This window comes from Lactiplantibacillus pingfangensis (assembly GCF_005404945.1).
GTDB lineage: Bacteria > Bacillota > Bacilli > Lactobacillales > Lactobacillaceae > Lactiplantibacillus > Lactiplantibacillus pingfangensis.
Map to the genome: position 1 here is coordinate 12,512 of NZ_BJDG01000014.1, position 20,879 is coordinate 33,390.

25 protein-coding genes are annotated in these 20,879 nt (G+C 44.7%); 19 read left to right on the forward strand and 6 right to left on the reverse strand.

Annotated elements, in window-relative coordinates; genetic code table 11:
* The first annotated feature begins 6 nt into the window (after positions 1 to 6).
* Positions 7 to 354 carry a hypothetical protein gene (locus FFM74_RS07815; RefSeq protein WP_137626071.1) on the forward strand — a complete coding sequence of 116 codons (348 nt, stop codon included), beginning with the start codon at positions 7 to 9 and terminating at the stop codon, positions 352 to 354.
* A gap of 56 nt (positions 355 to 410) precedes the next feature.
* Here the strand turns inward: FFM74_RS07815 and FFM74_RS07820 are convergent, their stop codons facing one another.
* Both FFM74_RS07820 and FFM74_RS07825 read right to left on the reverse strand, forming a co-directional pair.
* The gene (locus FFM74_RS07820) at positions 411 to 1,562 is read right to left on the reverse strand and encodes a low temperature requirement protein A (protein ID WP_171000684.1); all 1,152 of its coding nucleotides are present in this window, start codon (positions 1,560 to 1,562) and stop codon (positions 411 to 413) included.
* A 13-nt stretch (positions 1,563 to 1,575) separates the two neighbouring features.
* A complete protein-coding gene (locus tag FFM74_RS07825) occupies positions 1,576 to 2,466 on the reverse strand; it encodes a LysR family transcriptional regulator (protein WP_171000685.1) in 891 nt (296 codons plus the stop codon).
* A 120-nt stretch (positions 2,467 to 2,586) separates the two neighbouring features.
* Between FFM74_RS07825 and FFM74_RS07830 the strand changes: the two genes are divergently transcribed.
* The 7 genes from FFM74_RS07830 to FFM74_RS07860 are packed head-to-tail and all read left to right on the forward strand — an operon-like array spanning position 2,587 to position 7,845.
* Positions 2,587 to 2,976, forward strand: a complete 390-nt coding sequence (locus FFM74_RS07830) for a DUF2255 family protein (protein ID WP_137626074.1) — start codon at positions 2,587 to 2,589, stop codon at positions 2,974 to 2,976.
* Complete coding sequence (locus FFM74_RS07835; protein ID WP_137626075.1) at positions 2,977 to 3,924, forward strand: aldo/keto reductase; 948 nt, start codon at positions 2,977 to 2,979, stop codon at positions 3,922 to 3,924.
* 30 nt (positions 3,925 to 3,954) lie between these two features.
* Positions 3,955 to 4,623, forward strand: coding sequence for an NAD(P)H-binding protein (locus FFM74_RS07840; RefSeq protein WP_137626076.1), 669 nt, complete (start codon positions 3,955 to 3,957; stop codon positions 4,621 to 4,623).
* Entirely contained in the window at positions 4,613 to 5,530 is a 918-nt protein-coding gene (locus FFM74_RS07845) for an amidohydrolase family protein (protein WP_307722408.1), read from the forward strand. Before FFM74_RS07840 ends, FFM74_RS07845 begins: the two co-directional genes overlap by 11 nt.
* A 16-nt stretch (positions 5,531 to 5,546) precedes the next feature.
* Positions 5,547 to 6,131 (forward strand): DapH/DapD/GlmU-related protein, encoded by a 585-nt coding sequence (locus tag FFM74_RS07850; RefSeq protein ID WP_137626077.1) that lies wholly within the window; start codon positions 5,547 to 5,549, stop codon positions 6,129 to 6,131.
* A 20-nt stretch (positions 6,132 to 6,151) separates the two neighbouring features.
* On the forward strand, positions 6,152 to 6,811 hold the full coding sequence (locus FFM74_RS07855) for a putative quinol monooxygenase (protein ID WP_137626078.1): 660 nt from the start codon (positions 6,152 to 6,154) through the stop codon (positions 6,809 to 6,811).
* Positions 6,812 to 6,837: 26 nt separating this feature from the next.
* Entirely contained in the window at positions 6,838 to 7,845 is a 1,008-nt protein-coding gene (locus tag FFM74_RS07860; protein ID WP_137626079.1) for an aldo/keto reductase, read from the forward strand.
* A 46-nt stretch (positions 7,846 to 7,891) separates the two neighbouring features.
* Here the strand turns inward: FFM74_RS07860 and FFM74_RS07865 are convergent, their stop codons facing one another.
* Positions 7,892 to 8,380 (reverse strand): GNAT family N-acetyltransferase, encoded by a 489-nt coding sequence (locus FFM74_RS07865; RefSeq protein WP_137626080.1) that lies wholly within the window; start codon positions 8,378 to 8,380, stop codon positions 7,892 to 7,894.
* 104 nt (positions 8,381 to 8,484) lie between these two features.
* Here FFM74_RS07865 and FFM74_RS07870 point away from each other — a divergent pair, with 104 nt between their 5' ends.
* Positions 8,485 to 9,366, forward strand: a complete 882-nt coding sequence (locus FFM74_RS07870) for a LysR family transcriptional regulator (protein ID WP_137626081.1) — start codon at positions 8,485 to 8,487, stop codon at positions 9,364 to 9,366.
* Here the strand turns inward: FFM74_RS07870 and FFM74_RS07875 are convergent.
* Positions 9,338 to 10,075 carry a LysR family transcriptional regulator gene (locus FFM74_RS07875; protein WP_137626082.1) on the reverse strand — a complete coding sequence of 246 codons (738 nt, stop codon included), beginning with the start codon at positions 10,073 to 10,075 and terminating at the stop codon, positions 9,338 to 9,340. The genes FFM74_RS07870 and FFM74_RS07875 overlap by 29 nt on opposite strands.
* A 114-nt stretch (positions 10,076 to 10,189) precedes the next feature.
* Here FFM74_RS07875 and FFM74_RS07880 point away from each other — a divergent pair, with 114 nt between their 5' ends.
* From FFM74_RS07880 to FFM74_RS07900, 5 genes are all read left to right on the forward strand, one after another.
* Positions 10,190 to 10,591: a tautomerase family protein gene (locus tag FFM74_RS07880; protein WP_137626083.1), complete on the forward strand. Its 402-nt coding sequence runs from the start codon at positions 10,190 to 10,192 to the stop codon at positions 10,589 to 10,591.
* A 201-nt stretch (positions 10,592 to 10,792) separates the two neighbouring features.
* Entirely contained in the window at positions 10,793 to 11,278 is a 486-nt protein-coding gene (locus FFM74_RS07885) for a hypothetical protein (RefSeq protein WP_137626084.1), read from the forward strand.
* 189 nt (positions 11,279 to 11,467) lie between these two features.
* Complete coding sequence (locus FFM74_RS07890; protein ID WP_137626085.1) at positions 11,468 to 12,805, forward strand: MFS transporter; 1,338 nt, start codon at positions 11,468 to 11,470, stop codon at positions 12,803 to 12,805.
* A 58-nt stretch (positions 12,806 to 12,863) separates the two neighbouring features.
* The gene (locus FFM74_RS07895) at positions 12,864 to 13,232 is read left to right on the forward strand and encodes a nuclear transport factor 2 family protein (protein WP_137626086.1); all 369 of its coding nucleotides are present in this window, start codon (positions 12,864 to 12,866) and stop codon (positions 13,230 to 13,232) included.
* Positions 13,233 to 13,258: 26 nt separating this feature from the next.
* Positions 13,259 to 13,858 carry an NAD(P)H-binding protein gene (locus FFM74_RS07900; protein ID WP_137626087.1) on the forward strand — a complete coding sequence of 200 codons (600 nt, stop codon included), beginning with the start codon at positions 13,259 to 13,261 and terminating at the stop codon, positions 13,856 to 13,858.
* Positions 13,859 to 13,983: 125 nt separating this feature from the next.
* Here the strand turns inward: FFM74_RS07900 and FFM74_RS07905 are convergent, their stop codons facing one another.
* Positions 13,984 to 14,424 (reverse strand): MerR family transcriptional regulator, encoded by a 441-nt coding sequence (locus FFM74_RS07905; RefSeq protein ID WP_137626088.1) that lies wholly within the window; start codon positions 14,422 to 14,424, stop codon positions 13,984 to 13,986.
* Between the two features lie 319 nt (positions 14,425 to 14,743).
* Here FFM74_RS07905 and FFM74_RS07910 point away from each other — a divergent pair, with 319 nt between their 5' ends.
* The 5 genes from FFM74_RS07910 (at position 14,744) to FFM74_RS07930 (ending at position 19,976) form a co-directional block, all read left to right on the forward strand.
* Positions 14,744 to 15,445, forward strand: coding sequence for a hypothetical protein (locus tag FFM74_RS07910; protein ID WP_137626089.1), 702 nt, complete (start codon positions 14,744 to 14,746; stop codon positions 15,443 to 15,445).
* A 58-nt stretch (positions 15,446 to 15,503) separates the two neighbouring features.
* Positions 15,504 to 16,760, forward strand: coding sequence for an APC family permease (locus FFM74_RS07915; protein ID WP_137626090.1), 1,257 nt, complete (start codon positions 15,504 to 15,506; stop codon positions 16,758 to 16,760).
* Positions 16,761 to 16,838: 78 nt separating this feature from the next.
* Positions 16,839 to 17,063: a hypothetical protein gene (locus FFM74_RS07920; protein WP_137626091.1), complete on the forward strand. Its 225-nt coding sequence runs from the start codon at positions 16,839 to 16,841 to the stop codon at positions 17,061 to 17,063.
* Positions 17,064 to 18,452: 1,389 nt separating this feature from the next.
* A complete protein-coding gene (locus tag FFM74_RS07925; RefSeq protein ID WP_137626092.1) occupies positions 18,453 to 19,574 on the forward strand; it encodes a PLP-dependent transferase in 1,122 nt (373 codons plus the stop codon).
* A gap of 81 nt (positions 19,575 to 19,655) precedes the next feature.
* The gene (locus tag FFM74_RS07930) at positions 19,656 to 19,976 is read left to right on the forward strand and encodes a thioredoxin family protein (protein WP_137606635.1); all 321 of its coding nucleotides are present in this window, start codon (positions 19,656 to 19,658) and stop codon (positions 19,974 to 19,976) included.
* Between the two features lie 60 nt (positions 19,977 to 20,036).
* Here FFM74_RS07930 and FFM74_RS07935 read toward each other — a convergent pair whose 3' ends face one another.
* A complete protein-coding gene (locus FFM74_RS07935; protein ID WP_137626093.1) occupies positions 20,037 to 20,852 on the reverse strand; it encodes a MerR family transcriptional regulator in 816 nt (271 codons plus the stop codon).
* Positions 20,853 to 20,879: the final 27 nt, after the last annotated feature.

Genomic DNA, 20,879 nt, shown 5'->3' on the forward strand with positions numbered 1-20,879 from the left:
TAAAACATGTTAGCTGAATCTAAAACATTACTTGCTAATTTTGACCGTTATTTTTTGCGCCGGTATCAATGGCGTTATCATTTAATGATTGTCGACAATCATTTATTCAACTGTTACACCTTCTTTTTGCAAGCGCAACGCGCCAACGAAAAATTGCTACATAGTTATGATCTGCTAGAAATTCCGCGTGATGACCTGTTATATCAACAAGTTTTAGCAGATTTGCAGGCGCACACCCAATTATCGATTGAGTTTCGCAATACGCATCATTTGGTTCATCCAGGAACTAATATTGTACATGATTTGGAACATGGACACGGTCGTTCGACCAAGTATCACAGTGAGACAGATTAAACGTCAAAAAAGTTCGCTAAGCAAAATAACTACCTTGCTTAGCGAACTTTTTGACCTTAGTCTTTGTCAATCCAAGTATAAACACCAAGACCAACGAGTATAAAATCGACGACGAACAGCCCCAGATAAGTGGGGACAACTGACATGAGACCAATCACGCCAATGCCAATGACAAAGGTCACAACTTTGGCTTTGGGCAATGGGTGAACATTAAATAGTGCTGGTCGCGTCAGCGCTAGTAAGGCAAGTAAAATGAGGGCACAGACAATCAAGAGCCCATGGTAATAAACAGGTTTACCGGTAGTTAGGGCTTGTGAGATGAAGAATGATTGCAAAGTTAAACAGGCAATCAAAAAACGATGAATCCCGCGGAATAACGACACGGGCCAGTAACGCTTAGCTTCAATCGTTCGCTCATCCATTAGGGTGAAGTAGATCATCCAAGTTCCGATGACACATAATAAGGCCAAGACAAAATGATTATAGTCAGCCAGATGAGTATGGGCTTCTGCCATCCGTTCGATAATGTCGGCCAACGATTCACCTAAAACAATCATCGTAAAGAGCCCGTAACGTTCAAGAATGGCGGGATTGACATTAAATGGAATGTGACGACGATTAAATTCAGCATCAAAGTTTTTACTTTCAAACATGACCGTGCTCACAAAAATTAGCAGACTAAAAATGATTAAGCCTTGTTGCCAGACTGGCGTTGGCGCCCAGATACTACCGATGAATAGTAGTTCACCAAAGGTATAACTGATTAGAAACGGACGAGCTGTCGTGCCATGTAACGGATCACTAATCATCGTTTGTAAATAAAGATACATGTAAATTAACTGATTGAACGAATAAGCTAAAATGAATCCTGTATAATGGCCAGCAAAAACGTCGGTCGTAAAGGTTGCCGTAATCGCAACTGCCACGATTTGTAGCAGCGAAAAGCAAGTATTACGAAGATTTGGTACACCATGCAAATCAAAGTAGAGGACCATATTTGTCCAAGTGTTGAAGAAAAATAAAAAAAGCACCCAGAAAGTAATAAAGCCTTGCAAGCTGAAGTGTTCGGACAAGTTTTCCACGAAGCTATGAATGATGACGACATAGATTAAATCAGAAAATAATTCTAGCCATGAGATTTTTCGATTGGCAATTGTATTGGTGATCGTTCGTGGGGCACCCCACCAATCTTTTTGTTGCGTTGACATTGTTGTTTTCCTCCTAAATTGGCATCGCCCGAATTTTAGCGGTGACGTCATTGATAAAGGCTTGTGCAATTGGTGACGGTTGTTGATTTTTACGCCAAATTAAAGTGTGACGTGTTTGACTGATTGGATTAAACGGCACAAAGGTTAAGGGGCCATCTGGGTAAAAGTCGAGAACCCCATCAATCCCAATATCATAGAAGCCATGATTAAGCATCAGTGGAATGACGTTATTCTCTAAGTTGCGTTCCCCCCGCAGATTTAAGCTGTCTGAATCAATATGTAGCCAAGCCGCAATTTGATTAATGACGATACTACGACGCGACCCAATCAGTGGAATGCCAGTTAAATCAGCGCCGATAATGGTTTTATGGTCAGCGAGCGGTGCTGTTTTTGCCATAATCAGGCCCCAAGTTTCGGGGACGGGAATGATATGAGAAAAATATTTTGCGGACTCCACGGGTTCTAATAAGAAACCAACGTCCAGTTTTCCTTGATCCAATTGAGTTCGAATCGAATTACCATCCGCGCTAAAAATAGAAAAAGTCACGTTCGGATGCTGTTGCTGAAAGTCAGCTAGCCAATCTGAAACGGACTGTGACAGTCGACTCTCAACGCAACCGATACGCAATACTCCTGCCAAACCCTCCGTTTGCGCGTGTAAATCCTGTCGGGTTTGATCAAGATAGTTCAGAATAGTCTGGGCACGTTGTTCAAATAAAACGCCAGCATCAGTCAGCGTGATTGAGCGCTTGCCGCGAATAAACAGCTGGGCACCGACGTCGTTTTCCAGTTCTTTGAGCTGTCGCGATAAGGTCGGCTGAGTAGTGTGCAATTCGTCTGCGGCTTTCGTAATATTACCAACACGAGTGAGAACGGTGAAATAGTGCAATAATCGGGTATCCATAAATGCCTCCATAACTATACGTAAATTGAATGATGAAACATAAAACATAGGCATTTTACATTATTATCATTCGCCAGTATGATGTTGTCAATGAGTTGAACTTAAAGGAGATTTTTTGAAATGAATCACTGGACGAAAGCACAATTGACGGAGTTTGCGACGGCGGATGATATGCACGTCTCGCCATTTTACGATGATGGCAAAACTTATGGCACCCCGACTTGGATTTGGTCGGTCGTCGTGGCGGATGAGTTATACGTTCGGGCCTGGAACGGGCAACAGTCGCGTTGGTATCAATCAGCACAGCAACAACGGGCAGGACGAATTACGTTAGCCGGTCAAAAATTTGAAGTGAGTTTTAATCCCGTTATTTCTGATGATCGGTTAACGGCGGCAGTTAGTCAGGCTTATGAGAAGAAATACGCTGGCAGCCCGTATTTACCGCCGATGTTAGCGGCAGGACCAGTCAGTGCAACGGTGCGGATAGACTTGAAAGGGAGCGTCAACTAAATGACTAATTTAAAACAACCACGAATTGCTTTAGGAACTTGGGCTTGGGGCGATACGCCGAATGGTCAAGTTTTCGGCAATCACTTAACAACGACAGAATTACAACCAGTTGTTGATGCCGCGATGGCAGCAGGCTTAACTTTATGGGATACGGCCTATGCCTATGGCGCCGGTGCTTCGGAAGAAAAAGTTGGTGAGTTGTTACAAGCATATCCCCGCGAGAGTTACCAACTTTCAACGAAGTTTACACCGCAAATGGCCACCGGAGCTAGTGATCATGAAGTGGCAGATATGTTGGCCGGCAGTTTGAAACGGCTCAAAACAGATTATATTGATCTTTATTGGATTCATAATCCAGCCGATATTGAAAAATGGACGCCACAATTAATTCCGTTAGTTCAAAGTGGTCAGATTAAACAAATTGGGGTTTCAAATCATAATTTAGCGCAAATTAAACGGGTTAATGAGATCTTGGGTGCTGCGGATATTCAGATTTCTGCGGTTCAAAATCACTTTAGTTTGTTATACCGGTCATCAGAAAAAGCCGGGATTATCGATTACTGTCAAGAACATGACTTGACGTTCTTTGCTTATATGGTTTTAGAGCAAGGAATTCTAACGGGGCGTTATGATAGTAAACATCCTTTACCTGCTGGTAGTGCCCGGGCCGCTGCTTATAATGGCGTGCTCCCACAAATCTCAGCCTTAGTCGCAGCATTAACCGAGATTGGCGCGAAACAACAAGCTTCGGCCGTAGAAGTGGCAACCGCTTATGCGTTAGCCAAGGGTACGACGCCAATTATTGGCGTGACAAAGGCGAAGTATATTCCTAGTGAAGCCACTGCTTTGGCCTTGAAATTGACTTCAGCGGATATTGACCGGTTAGAAAGCTTGGCCGCCACTGCTGACGTGGATACTAAAGGGTCGTGGGAAGCACCGATGATTTAGGCTAGGCAATGTGGTAAGGAGTAATTTTAAATGACAAAAGTAATGATTCTTGGCGCACATGGCGCGATGGCGCAGCTGTTAACCAAACGTCTGCTAACCGAAACGGCCGATGACTTGATCTTATTTTTACGTGACGCCAAACGATTAGCCCAATTTGCTAATCAGCCACGGATCACCTTAGTTGATGGCGACGTTAAAGACACCGCCACGCTGGTTAAGGCCATGGCAGATGCGGATATTATCTATTCGAATTTAGGTGGCCGTGACTTGGCTGACCAAATGACTCATGTGCTAGCTGCCATGCATGAAACTGGCAAGCAACGCTTGATTTACATTAGTGCGCTAGGCGCGCGTCATGAAGTTCCTGGAAAATTTGGGGACTGGAATGAACAAGCCATCGCGGCCGTTTTACCAGGTTTTCGGGCAACGAGTCAGTTAGTCGATGAGAGTGACATCAGTTATACAGAAATTCGACCAGCATGGTTGACGGATTATGATGAAGTTGATTATGAAGAAACGACCGTAGCAGAGGGCTTTCCTGGGACTGAAGTCTCACGGTTAAGCGTGGTGGATTTTGCCTTTAAAGTGATTCAGGACCCCAGTCAGGCACAAAATGCCAGTGTTGGTCTGGATAAACCGGGCACGGCCGGTGAACGGCCAAGTTGGTTATCCGAGGGGGATAGTCAAAATGATGATTGATGTTTTTGCCCATGTGTTACCATCAAAATTTTTAGCGAAGATGCAAGCAATTGAGCCGGCAATTTTGGATCACTTTCCATATATGAAAAATCCATTGTTGACGGATTTGACACAACATTTAGCGAGTTTGCCTGCCGGCCATCAGCAAATTATCTCAGCGGTGAATTTAAATCCAGAAGATTTTGTTGATCCCGAGCAAGCTGCACAACTCTGTCAAGCGGATAATACCGAGATTGCAACGATGGTGCAAGCAAACCGCGCAAGTTTTCCCGCGGGAGTCGCCATGTTACCGATGAATAATATTCCGGCAGCCTTGCAGTTGATTGAGACTCAAATTGTTGGTAGTCATGACTTAGTGGGGGTGCAACTCTTTACGCAAGCTTTGGGCAAACCAATCACGGACCCAGCGTATGCGCCTATTTTTGAAAAATTGGCAGCCATCGGGGCGCCGATTTGGTTACATCCTGTTTTTGACACCGCTAAGACAGATAACAATATCACCTTTAGTTGGGAATATGAATTAACGCAAGCGATGAATGGTATTGTGGCTGCGAAGTATTTCCGTCAGTATCCGGGCTTAAAGATCATTGTCCATCATGCGGGCGCAATGGTGCCATTTTTCAGCCAACGAATTAAGTACATTCAGTCGGCGGAAAATTATGCTGATTTCAAGAAATTCTATGTCGATACGGCTATTTTAGGCAATCCCCAAGCGCTTGACTTGGCCGTGGACTTCTTTGGCAGTGAACACGTGTTGTTTGGGACGGACTCGCCATTCGGGATTCCACCGGTGGGACCGACGGCAGTGATTGAACAGGCTGTCCAGAGGATGTCAATTACTGAGACGCAGAAACAACAGATTTTTAGTGGCAATTGGCAACGGCTAATGGCGTCACAAGCTGATTGAGAGGAGCTTTTTTGACATGATGACAGAACACGAAAAATTATTAGCAGGACAAGATTATGACTACCGTGATCCCGAATTGCAAGAATTATTAGCTCGTGGTAGAAAATTAGTCGGTTTGATTAATACCACTCAAGATGTGACTGAACGGGCCACCGCAATCAAATCACTGTTTGGCAAAACCGGTACCGGTTTAACGATTAACGGGACGTTTAGTGCCATCTATGGGCAACATATTAGCGTTGGGGACGACGTCTTTATCAATGGTAATTGTACGTTCCAAGATTCTAATCGGATTACTTTAGGTGACCGGGTCATTATTGCACCAGATACGAAGTTGTATTGTGGCGCGCATGCGTTGGATGCGACTAAACGGTTTGGGACGCGAGCCGATGGGTCCAAATACCTCATTACTTACACAAAGCCGATTACGATTGGCAGTGATGTTTGGATTGGTGGTAATGTCACCATTATTGGTGGGGTTCACATTGGTAATAATGTCGTGGTCGCAGCCGGTGCGGTTGTCGCTAAAGATGTGCCGGATAATACGATTGTTGGTGGTGTGCCCGCTAAAGTGATCAGACCGTTAGCGCCGCTAAGTTAATCAATAAAGGAGTCTCGATTATGATTAAGCAAGCGCCATTATTTAGATTATTTAAATTGCACATTAAGGCTGAGCAACGTGCAAATTTTGTTGCGGTTGGACAACAGAATCTACTGACTTCAATTAAGCAAGAGTCCGGGACATTGGCAATGTATACTGGTCATTTGGATGATGCCGGGGTCGAGAATCGCGTGCTTGAAGTGTATCGGGATCAGGCGAGCTATGAAATCCATGCCAATTCAGCCCAATTTCAAGCCTTTAAGACAGTTGCGGGACAAGCAGTGGTTGCGCAGTCAGTGCTCGCATTGACACCAATTTTATTGTTGGAACAGGGACAGGGGTTACGTGCGGTTCAGCCAACGACCAACGTGGCTTACTTGACAGAAATGACCGCGGTATCGGACCAGCAGCTGGCACTCAAAAAAGTAGTGACCACTGAAATGAGCCATGCGATGACAACTGAGCCGGGTTTGGTGGTGACTTATTTTGGGCAAGTTACAGATGAGCCACAGCAGTTTGTACGATTTGAGGTTTATACCAGTGCGTTGGCTTATCAGCAACGTCATCGGCATTCAAAACTTGGCGAAGCTAGCCAAGCAATTGTGAGCCAGCAACGGACGACTGAAATTAAACCCGATGTTTTTGTTACTCAAGGCCAGCTGTCATTTGAAGCCAAGTGACGGGGTTGACGGAAAGAAGTTTGAAAATGGATTATACGAAATTTGGCAATACTGGTCTGGACGTTTCCAGACTTTGTTTAGGGACGATGGGATTTGGTAATGCCTCAACTGGGATGTTTCCTTGGGCATTGGGGGCGGAACAAAGTGAAAAAGTTATTAAACAAGCCCTTGATTTAGGAATTAATTTCTTTGATACGGCGAATATTTATTCACATGGTGATAGTGAACGTTTCGTAGGTCAGGCCTTAAAAAAGTTAGCCGATCGTGACCAAATCGTGTTAGCGACGAAGGTGTTTTTTACGCCGGAAAAAGCGCCTAATTTGGCGGGATTATCGCGGAAAGCGATTATGTCTCAGATTGATCAAAGTCTGGAACGACTGCAAACGGATTATGTCGACTTATACATTATTCATCGTTGGGATTACAATACGCCGATTGAAGAAACCATGTCGGCGTTACACGATGTGGTTAAAGCAGGTAAGGCGCGCTATATTGGTGCCTCAGCGATGTTTGCTTGGCAATTTGAAAAAGCTCAAGCGGTTGCTAAATTACACGGCTGGACCGAATTTGTTTCCATGCAAAATCATTTGAACTTGTTGTATCGCGAAGAAGAACGAGAAATGTTACCACTTTGTCGTGATCAAAATATTGCCGTTACGCCCTATAGCCCGTTAGCTTCGGGACGGCTAACCCGTGACTGGGCGGGTGAAACGAAACGGTATGCGACGGATGCGGTTGCGCGGTCGAAATATGATGATAGCAAGAAATTGGATATGCCAATTATTAAACGCGTTGGTGAAATTGCGGCGAAGTATGGTGTTGACCGTGTGCAAGTAGCATTAGCTTGGTTGTTACAAAAGCCCGGTGTCACTGCGCCAATTATTGGGGCAACTAAAGCGCACCATTTAACGGGCGCGGTTAAGGCACTGGATTTGACTTTGAGTCCTGAGGATATCAACTATTTGGAAGCACCATATGCCCCGCATGAACTAGTGGGACCGTTGGCGTCTGATCAAATGGATTATCAACGTTAACAAGTAGACTAAAGAACCGAGTGCATCAGCTCGGTTTTTTAGTTGCTCAATAGTTTTTGAGAAAAATCAGTGAGTCGCGATCGGGAAATGGATAAGTCACTGGTAGCGCCGCGCGCGGAATTTGTTCAAAGCCGTGCTTTTGATAAAAATAGTGTGAACGGGTCTCTGCGGCAGGCGTATCTAAAATGAGTTGCGTTAAGCCAGTTTCCTGAGTGACATAGGTTTCCAAAGTTTCAAATAACTGACGTCCTAAACGTTGCGGTTGACCACGATAGTTGGGATAGGTGAAAAACTTTTTCAGCACGCCAACGTTATTATTTAGATTGAGCAAGCCAATTGAGCCGACAACTTGTTGCTGGTCGATGGCCAGCCAGAAGTTGCCGCCATTAGCTTGATAATAAGTCTCAATATCAAAAATATCGGCTTGTTCAGCTAGTTTGATGTTCAGTTGAGCTTCGGTGTTTTGGCAATACATAATCAAATCAACTAATTCAGCATTAGTTTGGGCAGACTGCGTATAAGGGACAATTTTCATGCTGGACACTTCCTTTCGACTGTTTTAAGCTTAACATCGGTTTAACTAGCTTAAAAATTGATGTTAATGATGGAATCAATCGAAAATTACGATGGAGGTGCCGCATGGAACTGCAACAGTTAAGGACGTTTAGAACGATTGCGGATACGGGTAGTTATACTAAAGCCGCCCAGCTATTGGGCTATACGCAATCAACGGTATCGGCTCAAATTAAAAATTTAGAACAAACGTTACAAGCGCCTTTATTTACCTATGAACATCGGCAGTTAAGTTTAACGATAACGGGACGTCGACTATTGCCCTTAACCACGCAACTGTTAAGTGACTATCAAGCCATTGCGCACTTAAACGCATCAACCCAATTAAGTGGCCAGTTACGAATCGCCGCACCGGAATCTTTGACGATTTATCAATTGCCACCGATTTTACAAGCTTTTCGGCAGGCCTATCCGCTGGTCCAACTCCAATTGACTAATGCGACTTGTCAATATAATCGGCAACAACTGATGGCAGGTGAGGCAGATATTGCCTTGATGCTCTGGCCAGAATTGCCGGCTGACCGGCTGGTGGACCATGATCTGGGTCCGGTGCCGATGAGTTGTGTGGTTAGTGGCCAAAATGAGGCCCAGTTGACCGATTTATTAACGGGCGATTTACCGTGGATTATCAATGAACCGGATTGTAGTTACCGCAATCAATTTGAAAATTACTTATGGCAAACGCGACATCAACGGTTAGTGCCGATGGAATTATGGAGCATCGAGGCCATCAAAAAGATGGTGGTGAGTGAGGTTGGTTATACTTATTTACCTACGCTAACGATTCAACCAGAATTGCAAGCTGGAACGCTGCGAACGGTAGCAACACCCATTGTAAATGAAATTCATGCACATCTGCTCACCCGCGCCAGCATGGCGACACAGCCATTAGTGGCAGCTTTTATCGCGATGGCTCGGGCTAACTGGCCGACGATTCCTGCCGACTAAAAATCTTGTAAGGAATCTTAATGGCCGCCGTTGCTGCCAGTGGGGTTAACTGCTTGGTAGTCCCTAAATAGTTAGGCAATAAGGCGATGCCACGGCCTTGTTGTACTAGTGTCATAATGTCATTCCAACTATCGACTTCGATGATTGAGGCAGATTTTTCAACCATCGTCAAAGTCTTTTGACGAAATGGACAGTTGGTATCACGATTGATCAAAATGGGCTGATGCGCGACACCAAAAAGACTAGCAGTCAGCCAGCCATGCTCGATCAGCTGATAATGGTTAGCGGTAAATGGCGCATAGGTGATGACCATCTGAGCGGAAAAATCTTGGGCAGTCGCAAATTCGGTCGAACGCTTAGTTTTAAACCTATATTTGGTCAATGAATAGGCTTGCTTATAAATGACAAGATAATTGAATAACAATTCTGAAATGAAAACGGTCGGATGGGGGACTTGTTGGGCTAAGTCTTGTTGCAACTGAGTGGTTGCTGCCAGCACTTGCTGCGCATAGGCATAAGTTCGTTTGCCAGCGTCAGTCGGGGTTAAGCCGCGATTGCTGCGAATAAATAATTTCACTTGTAACTCGTTTTCTAAAACTTTTAACCGGGCGGTAATGTTGGATTGTGAGTAACGCAATTGGCGTGCAGTTTGATTGATTGAACGTAAGTCATACAAGTGACAATAAATTTTTAAATCTTGGGTTTGCATATGGTCATCTCCTAGCTATCACAATTAATGATAACACGTTCGCTAATTGCGCATAGGCAAACGCGCTTAGCATCTCTATACTAGGACTATAAACAAATTTAGGAGGAATGCATCATGCCATATATTAATGTTCGAATCGCCGCGCCAAAATCAGCCGAAACAGCCCAACAGGTTGCTAAATTGCTCACTGATTTAGCTGTTTCAGTTTTAGGAAAACAACGAGAAGTCGTGGCCGTTGATGTGCAATTTGCGACCCCTGAAAGTTGGTTTGTGGGTGGTAAAACAGTTGCGAGCCAAGCGCTGAACACATTTTTTATTGAGGTTAAAGTGACGACTGGCACTAATGCGCGTGATGACAAGGCAAAATTTATTGTTGCGGCTTATGATGGGATGCACGCCATTCTAGGAACCGTGACGCCAACCAGTTATATCGTGACGCAAAATGTTGATGGCGAAGATTGGGGCTTTGGCGGTCAAACGCAGGCTTATCGTTATATTGCGCCACAAGTGAAATAGCTTGTTTTATAGATGTTTTAAAATAAGACCGCTGTTTGAGATTTCTTCAAACAGGCGGTCTTATTTTTGTGTAAACGGGGTTTAACGAAATTTTCAAAGATAAAAAAATAGTTATAGTGTATACTTGTTTTTAATCATGAGTGTTTTGCAACGGTCTAGCTTGGAACTGATAAGAACAGTTTGAGAAAGAAGTGGACAGTGATGTGGATTCCCTTTGTAATCGGATTGATCATCTTTTTTATTTGTATTGCCTATGCGTTGTGGCTACGATATGCAATGGCCAAGCGAGGTGTACCTTATAAAGCCTATCGGCAAGCCTTGAAACAGGCAATGCAACAACCTGCGTATCAAAAACAAGTGCGTCACTATCATCGCGTCATTCGGTGGCTAACAGTGGGGCTATTTTTGGGCTTATGGGGGTTGGTCTACGAACAGATGACAGTTGCCAACCCAAGCTGGCTGTTTTGGTTGTTAACCATGGGAATCGTGGTGGCGATGTGGGTCGTCGAGCTTAGGTTCCTTAGACAGGAAAAACAGTTTATCGCGCAGCAGTCATTTAAAATACAGCTGCCAGGGTGGGTGAGGGTAACGAATCGGATTGTCTTCCAAGTCTTACTACTCTCATACCTATTTATTTTGTTAGGATTGGTTCTTTTAGTTCCCAGCTTAGTTGAATTAGCCCAGTAAGCCATAATGTTCACAGTCAACGGAACTAAAATTTTAGCTTCAATAAAGGTCGCATCGAGAAATTGATAGCGACTTTTTTGTTGGCTTTAAATTGCTGATAAATACAATTATTTTCAAATTTTCCCTTGCCTTGAAGTAACTTCAAGGGTCTAAACTGCATTTATTCACTTAAAGACAAGGGGTTACAACATGACAAAGAACAAACGCTTTGACTGGATTTTATTAATTATTTTATTCAGTTATTTCATGATTTTATTAGACAATTCGATTATTTTCACCGGAACTGTAAAAATTGCACAAGACTTGCAACTTAATCAACAAACATTGTCGTGGGTCAGCAGCGCTTACTCATTAACCTTTGGTGGCTTTTTATTACTTGGTGGTCGTGCCGGGGATTTATTCGGACGTCGACGGGTATTTGAAATCGGCCTTGTTATCTTTGGCCTGGGATCATTAATTGTGGGGTTGGCAATCAATGCGCCGATGATAATTGCGGCGCGGGCGTTTCAAGGGATTGGCTCCGCAATTTTAGCGCCAACGACTTTGGCAATTCTGATGGATACTTATGAAGGCGTCGCGCGGGTCAAAGCGATTGCGTATTACGGCGCCATGGCCGGTATTGGTGCTAGCGTTAGCCTCGTTATTGGTGGGATCTTTGCCAGTTTGCTGACTTGGCGGGTGGGATTCTTCATTAATGTCCCAATCAGTATTTGGATGTGCTATTTAGCGGTTCGACATTTAAAGGCGGATCAAGGTCAAGCTGATGGCAAGCTTGATTGGCTTGGGACGATCACTTCACTGGTCGGGATGAGCGCATTAGTTTATAGTATTGTCGGGACTTGGGCAAAATTGCCAGCCCTATTCTTAGCAATCGTCATGTTAGGGACGTTCATTTTTCAAGAATATCGAACGACGCAACCAATCATGCCGTTACGATTATTTGCGGACCGTGAACGGGTCGGCGCCTACATTGGCCGCTTTCTCTATCTAGGTGCCATGCTTGGTTTTTGGTTTATCACACCCCAATTGATGCAAAATCAACTTGGATTTAGTGCTTTGATGGCGGGAATCGCCTTTTTCCCGTTAACCATTTTGAACTTTATTGTGGCGTTACAAGTGGCGCGGTTGACCGCTAAATGGGGCAACGGTTGGTTACTTGTTCTGGGCGTGGGGTTAACCTTAATTGGGATGTTTTGGATGAGCTTCTTTACCCCAGCGATTGGTTATTGGCTGGGAATTGCCTTACCAATGGCGGTGATTGGGGTTGGTCAAGGCTTGGCATTGAGTCCATTTACAGCGGCCGGGGTCGCACATACCCACGGCGCCGATGCGGGGGCCGCTTCCGGGGTTGTGAATGTGATGCATCAGCTCGGTGGTTCCGTCGGTTTGGCGATTTTAGTGGCGGTACAAAATCTGAGTCACAACCAAGTGCTCGGTTTCCGGCACGCGATTTTAACTGGTTCCGGCTTGCTAGTGATTGCGTTGCTCGTGACGATTTTGCTGATTTTGCCAGGTGAACGGCGCTAAAGCTGTCAAAATGGCTCAGATTGACCTGATTAAGCAATTGGAAAGGTGGTGAGGCCTCATGCAAAATGAACCAATAACGTTATATCGAGCGTATAATCTAGCGATGGCGGCGAATTGTACGCCAAAGCTCGATCAGTTGTTAGCCGCAGATTTTACGTTGACCCATATGACTGGACTGGTACAATCGAAGGCTGAGTGGTTGGCACAAATTCGTAATGGTCAAATGCATTATTTTAACTCTGACGAGGAACAGGTACAGGTTGTGCCCACGAGTGATGGCTGGCAAGTTACAGGACGAAATGTTGTGACAGCAGAAATTCACGGTGGTACGCGGATTGCTTGGCCTTTAGAGACCGTGATGCAACTCAAACGCTCAGCTGGTCAGTTACGGATTAGCCAAGCGGTGGTCACAACTTATGAACGATGATAAAAAATTAAAAGAGGTTGATTAAGATGAAAAAAGTTTTAATTATTGGTGCTACTGGTTCGATTGGTGCGACGGCGCGCACTTATTTTCTAACTCACAGTGATGATCAACTCAAATTGGTTGCGCGACATGCCAATCGCCTAACGGTTGATCCGACCCGTGAGACAGCTGTTCAAGCTGATGTGACTGATGTGTCGGCTTTGGCAGCCGCGATGCAAGGCCAAGAAGTAGTTTTTGCCGCATTAAGCGGTGATTTGAAGACGATGGCGACTAGTATTATTCAAGCAATGCATCAGGCACAACTAAAACGGTTGATTTTTATTACGTCGATGGGCATCTACAATGAAATTCCTGCAAGCTTAGGGGCAGGCGGAAATTTAGCCAGTAATGGGATGTTGCGGCCTTATCGTGATGCGGCGGATGCGATTGAAGCGTCTGATTTGGATTACACGATTATTCGCCCCGGTTGGTTTGATAATGGTTCAGACAACTATGAGGTGACGCAAAAAGGGGAGCCATTCGGTGGTCATGATGTTTCTCGTAAGGCCATTGCCGACTTAGTTTTACATGCGGCCGATGATCACCGGTACAGTCAGGCCAGTATCGGTATTAATCGCCCAGAATAGTTGAAAGGAAGGTTACAAGATATCACAAACTGATGTCACATTAGCGGATTAATAAGCGGTTAACTAAAAGGCCAGCCGACACTTGAAATTTCTCGGTGTCGGCTGGCCGTTTGTTTTGTATGGGGCTAGTGCGCTTGATTCTCTTGGTAGATGTCGTGTTCTTCGGCTTCTGGAATGTTGGAAGGCACAAAACTATCAGATTTGTGATTAATCAAAATATCAGCATAATGATCAACTTTAATATTGATGGTTTTTAAATGATTTTGTAGATCGTTAATTTCATCCAACGTACGTGATTGCTGAGCCTTCATCATTTCATAACGCTCAGGAACGGTATTTTCACCTTCCTGGACGAGTTCCAAATAATGTTGAATCCGTTCAACCGGCATCCCGGTTTGACGCAAGCAAATGATGAGATGCAGCCACTCTAAATCGGTATCTTCAAAGACCCGATTGTTATTGTTATCACGCTTGACGAATGGTAGCATGCCATGATCGTGATAGTAGCGAATGCTATAAGTTGAAATGCTCATTTTTTTAGCAACTTCTTGAATGGTATAGGACAACTAGAACCCCTCCTGAAAAATAGCGTTAAACTCTGAATAGTATCTTACAGCGTCGTGGCGGAGTTTGCAACCCTAAATGTTCTGAGTGAATTATAGGGCTCCCTTATAGCAAGACTAAGCTGATGTCACTTTTTTTAATTAAATGGTTAAAATCGCTTGCATTATAGTTGCTGTAAACCGTTATGATCATGACAGGTCGTGATTAGAAAATGGCGGCGTTAAATTAAGTTGACTTTGCTAATCGTAATCAAAGTAGTTGCCTTCTAGCAACGTTAAGGTGATAAGCTACGATTATTAACTAAACAAGGGGGTGTGAGCCGTGTGGCAATATTCAATTCAACAAAGTGGTCGTGATTTTGAACCGGTTCTGACTTGGTCAGCGGATGCCCAGGCGGCCTTGGCCCAAGTTAAGACGCGCGATGATGTTGATTTATTGAGCTGGAATCCCAGCACGGATGTGAGTGAAATTTATGAACAGTATTCATTAGAACAGTTGGTAGCCCAAATTGACCAGACGGCTTATGCGCGCTTATTAGAGAAAATGGCACAGACGTTGGAGAATTCTGGACAAGTGATTACGCCAAGTTTACAACGACAATGGTACTTGGTCGGCTACTTGGCGAGTCTGGAGCATCAAGCCTTAATTAACACCGCCGCGGCCTTGTTGAGCCTCACGGTTTTAAACTTAAAGACCCCGCCAATGGCCCTAGCCAAGGTGACGGCCAAACAGCAACGCGGGTTGACCGATCAGGCGCGATGTTGGTTAATGGCGGCGCAAGTGACGGATTTACAATTATTAGCGACGACGAAACCATTGCAAAAATTATTAGCGCACTTATTAGATCAAGATCAGCGTTTGGATACCTGTTGTGTGAGTGGTCAGTCGGCTGGTTGGCAATTAGCAAATGACGCCAACTGGCTTAGTCAGATTGCGACACCCCAGTTTGCGTTACCACAGCTTGAACGGGCGAGCGCTTTTAGATTGTTGCGAGCAGCATATTTGGAGCGTCAGTTGGGGTAAACTAGGATTAAGTAAATTTTTTGAAGGGCGGCAGATATTGTTGAAGTCGAAGTTTGGAATGTTAAGTGTTATTTTGTTAGGAATTAATTCGATTATTGGTTCTGGTATTTTTCTCTTGCCGGGTCAGGCAGAAGCCTTGATGGGACCGGCCAGTATTTTAGTCTTTATTTTTGATATGTTATTGATCGTGTCAATCGCATTATGTTACGCAGAAGATGCGACTTATTTTAAAAGTAATGGTGGGCCGTATTTGTATGCGAAAGAAGCCTTTGGCGACTTTGTTGGCTATGAAGTCGGGTTCAGTGTTTGGGCAATCAGTATTATTGCCTGGGCCACGATGGCGAATGCTTTTACCACGGCATTAAGTGCTATTTTTCCAGTCTTACAGCAGGCAATTTGGAAGGATTTGACAATTCTCATCTTGCTCGGCGGCTTAACCTTGGTTAATATTTCTGGCATTACTTTGACGAAAGTCGTTAATAATATTGTCACGATTGCGAAGTTATTGCCATTAGTTTTGTTTGTTGTCGTGGGGGCGTTCTTCATTAATGGGGCGCATTTCACCCCATTTGTGGTGACCAACGCCAGCTTTACTAATTCGTTTGGGTCGGCCGCAATTCTAATTTTTTATGCGTTTACTGGTTTTGAAGCGATTGCGATTGCAGCGCAAGAATTTCGTAACCCACAGCGAACGATTCCCATGGCAATCATGGTTGTCTTAGCCGTTGTAGCCGTGTTGTACATTGCGATTCAGGTCGTGTCGATTGGCATCTTGGGTGGCAGTCTGGCGGGCAGTACTGCCCCAATCCAAGATGGGTTTGAAAAAATCCTCGGTCCGGTTGGGAAGACGATTGTGGCAGTTGGCACAATTATTTCGATTTTAGGTGTTGCCACGGCGCAATCTTTCTATTTACCAAGAATTGGCTCATCAATGGCAGATAACGGGGTGATGCCCAAGATTGTTGGCTATCGCAATCGCCGTAATGTGCCAGCGGTTGCCATGGTGATTTCGTTCTTAATTGCTTATCCGTTAGCTATTTCTGGGACATTTCAAACGTTGGCTGCAATTTCGGTTGTGTCGAGATTCGCGCAATATATTCCAACGATTTTAGCCGTTTTAGTTTTTCGGCGCCGTAAAACGCAGACGGGCGCAAGTTTCCGTGTCCCATTTGGGCCAGTTTTACCAGTCATTGCGGTAGTTGTTAGTTTATGGTTGCTGTCAAAGGCGACTGGTTTTCAATTGATTATGGGGCTGGGCTGCTTGGTCATTGCCGTGCCGTTCTACTTCTTAACCTCGCACCGACAACAAGCTTAGCATTTGACCAAAAAAGACTTGCCTTCGTGTTGGTCGAAAGGGGTAAACTAACCTTATCGAATCAGAAGGGGTGAGTCAATGAGTTGTCAAACAGCCTGTGGTCGAATTAGTGTCATGCCAAGACGTCATCGTGAAGTAACGGTAATTGCTGCCGTGAGTGGACAAGGTCGGCAAGCGTACTTGTTGGCTCAACAACAGTTATTGCGCACACGTTTAGCAACGTTGTCGATAACTGAACAGACAGCAGTTGTTAACACTGTCCAAGCTGAATTGCATCAGCTAGAAATTCAGTTAGTTAAGTGACTAAAGATTGAAAGACGAGAAGCACTAATAATACGGTTATACCAGTACATTGGTGATAAAAAGAAGTCAACGTTGGCGCTTCCGGTCGTCGCTGATTACATGCGGGCGTGGGACCAGGCCAAGCCTAGGAAGCGGTCTTGGCCTTCCCCTGGAATCTTTGCCAAGCCCGCAAATATCCCGGACCGTCCGTCCCGTAAGACCGGCAAAAAGCGCCGCTCTAACGGGATATTCACGCCCGATGCAATCAGCGACGTCCTACAGCTAGGCTAATGGCTATAAAGTGAATGGCACCAAAAACAATTGATTTGATTCTTCGAAGTTATTGAGCTAGTCACCGATACTTTGAACTTTCACAGTTATTTTTATTGGCCGACTGTACTGGAATCAATAGCCATCAGTCACCTTACAACCTTTTAATTGAGTGAACTAAATCGTCATCAAGCGTGCCTAATCAGGGCATGCTTGATGACGATTTTTTCGATACAAGCACCATGGAAAATGTTGGGGTAACGCAGGTTTGGATGCGATATTTAGAATTAGTGATGCTCAGCAAAATGACAATTATTGCTAGAGTTTAATTAGAGCTGGACATATAGATTTGACGCTAATCAAATTTGTGCTATTAGTGACTTGAACTGGCCCAAGAAAAGTTAAAAGTGAACTTGGGTATCGCTTCAGGTCGGAGGCGGCCACGAGTTCGGTCAGTGAGTGTTTGGTGAAGATTTTTGGGTGACTGGTAATCAAAAACAATGCACATCGCTAGCCGTGAGGGGGATTCGTTTGGGGCTCAGCCGTGGCGTTTGACTTAGCGCGGGTCTTGTCCGCGGTTAGTCAAAAACCAGCTTTTGAGACCGCCTTTTGGCTCAAAACTGGTTCATGGCGTTCCAGCCCCAAACGAATCCCCCGGTAGGCGGGAATCGTAACGTGCTCACTAAACAATTGACGAGCTGAAAAATGGAATAAAAGACCTGTCACTCAATCACGTGCGTAACCACTTGACGGGTTGTACATGATTAGAGTAAGATTAAAATACAATTAAATAACATGTTGATGAGAAGAGTAGTCACGAACCGGATCGACAGGAAACTGCGGCAACTGAGAAGCAGTGATTCGTGCAGTGATGAAGATGAACTCGGAATGTCTAGTCGTGGTCACAAGGCCCTGCTAGCGGCACTGGCCGATATCCCAGCGAGTTAGTAATAACTTGATGAGCTTAGCTAGGTGACTAGTTAATAAACTTGGGTGGTACCGCGCCAATGCGTCCCTCGTCCGAAATGGATGGGGGATTTTTTGCGTTCACGATAGTCATGACAAACGACTTATCAACATGTTGATAACAATTAGAGAGACCATCACTAAAATGGCAATCAGAGAAAGAGGATTTGGCTGATGACAACGAACAAGACTGAGTTACATATTGAAACACTTTTAGCCCAAGCGGGTAATCGAACCGATGACGAAAAGACTGGGGCCATCTCAGCGCCAATCTATTTATCGACAGCGTATCGACATGCCGGACTTGGTCAATCGACCGGTTTTGACTATCCACGAGAAGCGCAACCGACTCGATGTATCTTGGAGCAGACGTTGGCGGAGATGGAACATGGGGTAGCTGGTTTTGCACTTGCTTCAGGCATGTCCGCCATTCAATTAGTCTTTACACTGTTTAACAGTGGTGACCGAATTATCATCTCTGACGATTTGTATGGCGGTTCTTATCGCTTTTTCGATTTATTGCATGATCATTATCGGCTAAACTTTTCCGTTTGGGATGGTCAGGACCAAGCCCAACTGGCTGATGAAATTGATGATACTACCGTTGCACTTTGGTTAGAAACGCCCTCCAATCCGACGATGAAACTCATTGATATTGCGGCAACGGCTAAAACTACCCGGGCGCATGGCATTAAGCTGATTGTGGATAATACATTTTACACGCCACTGATTCAAAAGCCACTCGATTTGGGGGCAGATATTGTCATTCACTCGGCAACCAAATATTTGGCGGGACATAACGATGTGTTGGCCGGCGCCGTAATCGCTAAAAGTCAGGCGGATGCAGATCAACTAGAATTCAATTTAGTGACCACTGGCGCTGTCCTCGACCCGATGGATTCTTGGCTATTATTGCGGAGTCTGAAAACTTTACCGTTGCGGATGCGACAACACGAAGCCAATGCGCAAACGTTAGTCAAAGTTTTAACGGCCAATGCGCACGTCGCCAAAGTGTTGTATCCTGGTCGCGGTGGCATGATTAGTTTTTATTTAGCCGCGGGCGTGAGTGTGGATAAGTTTCTGCGCGCCTTGAAAATTGTGTCCTTTGCAGAAAGCTTGGGTGGCGTCGAGAGTTTGGTCACGGTGCCAGCCGTGCAGACTCATGCGGATCTGTCCGAAGCGGAACGGCAAGCCAAAGGGATTACGGCGAACTTATTACGGTTATCCACCGGTATTGAAAACGCCGCGGATTTGCAAGCGGACTTAGAACAAGCATTGACCGTCGCAGCAAATTAAGGCAAAAGCCTTTACTTACTTTTTGTACGTGGTAAACTTAACTTATTGAAACGATCTTGATAACTATTGGAGGCATTTTAAATGGCAACAGCAACTTTAAGTAACGAAGAGATTCGCGAACGCATTAAAACGGGTAAGCACATGTTATTCTTTACGGCGGATTGGTGCCCAGATTGCGCTTTCATTAAACCAGTCATGCCTCAGATTGAAGCAAAATACGATCAATATGATTGGATTACGGTTGACCGTGACGCCAACATCGACATTGCACAAGATATGGGTGTCATGGGCATTCCTAGTTTTGTCGGCATTGAAGATGGTGAAGAAACCGGACGCTATGTGGATAAATTCCGTAAAACCCAAAAACAAGTTGAAGATTTCTTGGATTCATTAGAAAAATAATTAAAAAAACGAACGTGTCACAAAAGGTGGAATTTCAGCCCTTTGTGACACGTTTTGCGTTTAGCGGTTAGCTTGTAATTGATATTGAAGACGGACAATTGGGGAGGCGCCCTTAGTCGTAAAGTGTTCATCCAAATTCATTTGCCAAAGTTGATCTGTAATTTTGAGATCGTTCTTCTGAATATATTCCGACAATAGTTGTAGTGAGATGCAGATACCTTTCAGGTCATTCGTGGTGTCAATCGAGAGGTATTCGCCGGCTGGCTTTTGAATTAATGGCAAGTCACCCGTAGCCGTTTGTGGCGAAATGGCCTTTAGAATACAGAAAGAAGCGGTTGAATAACCGTTGGCATCACTATTAGGTAACTGAGTTAGAAAGCCAGAGTCTTGCTGGTCCATCAGTTTTAGTTGACCAAGCTGAGTATAAAATTCCGCATATATTTCGGCAATTTCTGCGTCCGTACAAGCAACCGATTGCCGTGAACGACAAAATGACTGTGGCGTCACAGTTTCGATGAATGGGTGATTCTTGACGACGGGAGCGCTAGTCACTGATTGATTAAAGCGCGTGTTTAAGGTTTCGCGTAAAATGGTGAGGTTATCCATCTGTGCCTTAAGTTGTTGTTGCACTTTTTTGAGCTCAGCATTTAAGGCAGAGGCATCGGTCGTCTGAGTCAATTGTTTAATTTCAGCAATGGGGAGTCCTAAGCGGCGCAAAGCCAGAATGAAAGTGACAGTGTAGAGTTGATCATAAGCATAATACCGGTAGCCATTAGTGGCTTTTTTTTTCGGCTTGAAAAGATCCTTTTCGTCATAAAAGATGAGTGTGCGGCGCGTGGTTCCGGCAAGCGCTGCAAATTTTTGAATCGTTAACATTGAGATTCCTCCAAGTGTCGGTTTGAC

Coding starts and splice junctions, on each gene's coding strand:
- FFM74_RS07890 (WP_137626085.1), top strand. CDS start 11,468: ATGACAAAGAACAAACGCTTTGACTGGATTTTATTAATTATTTTATTC.
- FFM74_RS07855 (WP_137626078.1), top strand. CDS start 6,152: ATGATTAAGCAAGCGCCATTATTTAGATTATTTAAATTGCACATTAAG.
- FFM74_RS07835 (WP_137626075.1), top strand. CDS start 2,977: ATGACTAATTTAAAACAACCACGAATTGCTTTAGGAACTTGGGCTTGG.
- FFM74_RS07895 (WP_137626086.1), top strand. CDS start 12,864: ATGCAAAATGAACCAATAACGTTATATCGAGCGTATAATCTAGCGATG.
- FFM74_RS07820 (WP_171000684.1), bottom strand. CDS start 1,562: ATGTCAACGCAACAAAAAGATTGGTGGGGTGCCCCACGAACGATCACC.
- FFM74_RS07875 (WP_137626082.1), bottom strand. CDS start 10,075: ATGCAAACCCAAGATTTAAAAATTTATTGTCACTTGTATGACTTACGT.
- FFM74_RS07915 (WP_137626090.1), top strand. CDS start 15,504: ATGTTAAGTGTTATTTTGTTAGGAATTAATTCGATTATTGGTTCTGGT.
- FFM74_RS07825 (WP_171000685.1), bottom strand. CDS start 2,466: ATGGATACCCGATTATTGCACTATTTCACCGTTCTCACTCGTGTTGGT.
- FFM74_RS07930 (WP_137606635.1), top strand. CDS start 19,656: ATGGCAACAGCAACTTTAAGTAACGAAGAGATTCGCGAACGCATTAAA.
- FFM74_RS07845 (WP_307722408.1), top strand. CDS start 4,613: ATGATGATTGATGTTTTTGCCCATGTGTTACCATCAAAATTTTTAGCG.
- FFM74_RS07900 (WP_137626087.1), top strand. CDS start 13,259: ATGAAAAAAGTTTTAATTATTGGTGCTACTGGTTCGATTGGTGCGACG.
- FFM74_RS07925 (WP_137626092.1), top strand. CDS start 18,453: ATGACAACGAACAAGACTGAGTTACATATTGAAACACTTTTAGCCCAA.
- FFM74_RS07935 (WP_137626093.1), bottom strand. CDS start 20,852: ATGTTAACGATTCAAAAATTTGCAGCGCTTGCCGGAACCACGCGCCGC.
- FFM74_RS07880 (WP_137626083.1), top strand. CDS start 10,190: ATGCCATATATTAATGTTCGAATCGCCGCGCCAAAATCAGCCGAAACA.
- FFM74_RS07865 (WP_137626080.1), bottom strand. CDS start 8,380: ATGAAAATTGTCCCTTATACGCAGTCTGCCCAAACTAATGCTGAATTA.
- FFM74_RS07860 (WP_137626079.1), top strand. CDS start 6,838: ATGGATTATACGAAATTTGGCAATACTGGTCTGGACGTTTCCAGACTT.
- FFM74_RS07850 (WP_137626077.1), top strand. CDS start 5,547: ATGATGACAGAACACGAAAAATTATTAGCAGGACAAGATTATGACTAC.
- FFM74_RS07830 (WP_137626074.1), top strand. CDS start 2,587: ATGAATCACTGGACGAAAGCACAATTGACGGAGTTTGCGACGGCGGAT.
- FFM74_RS07840 (WP_137626076.1), top strand. CDS start 3,955: ATGACAAAAGTAATGATTCTTGGCGCACATGGCGCGATGGCGCAGCTG.
- FFM74_RS07815 (WP_137626071.1), top strand. CDS start 7: ATGTTAGCTGAATCTAAAACATTACTTGCTAATTTTGACCGTTATTTT.
- FFM74_RS07885 (WP_137626084.1), top strand. CDS start 10,793: ATGTGGATTCCCTTTGTAATCGGATTGATCATCTTTTTTATTTGTATT.
- FFM74_RS07920 (WP_137626091.1), top strand. CDS start 16,839: ATGAGTTGTCAAACAGCCTGTGGTCGAATTAGTGTCATGCCAAGACGT.
- FFM74_RS07870 (WP_137626081.1), top strand. CDS start 8,485: ATGGAACTGCAACAGTTAAGGACGTTTAGAACGATTGCGGATACGGGT.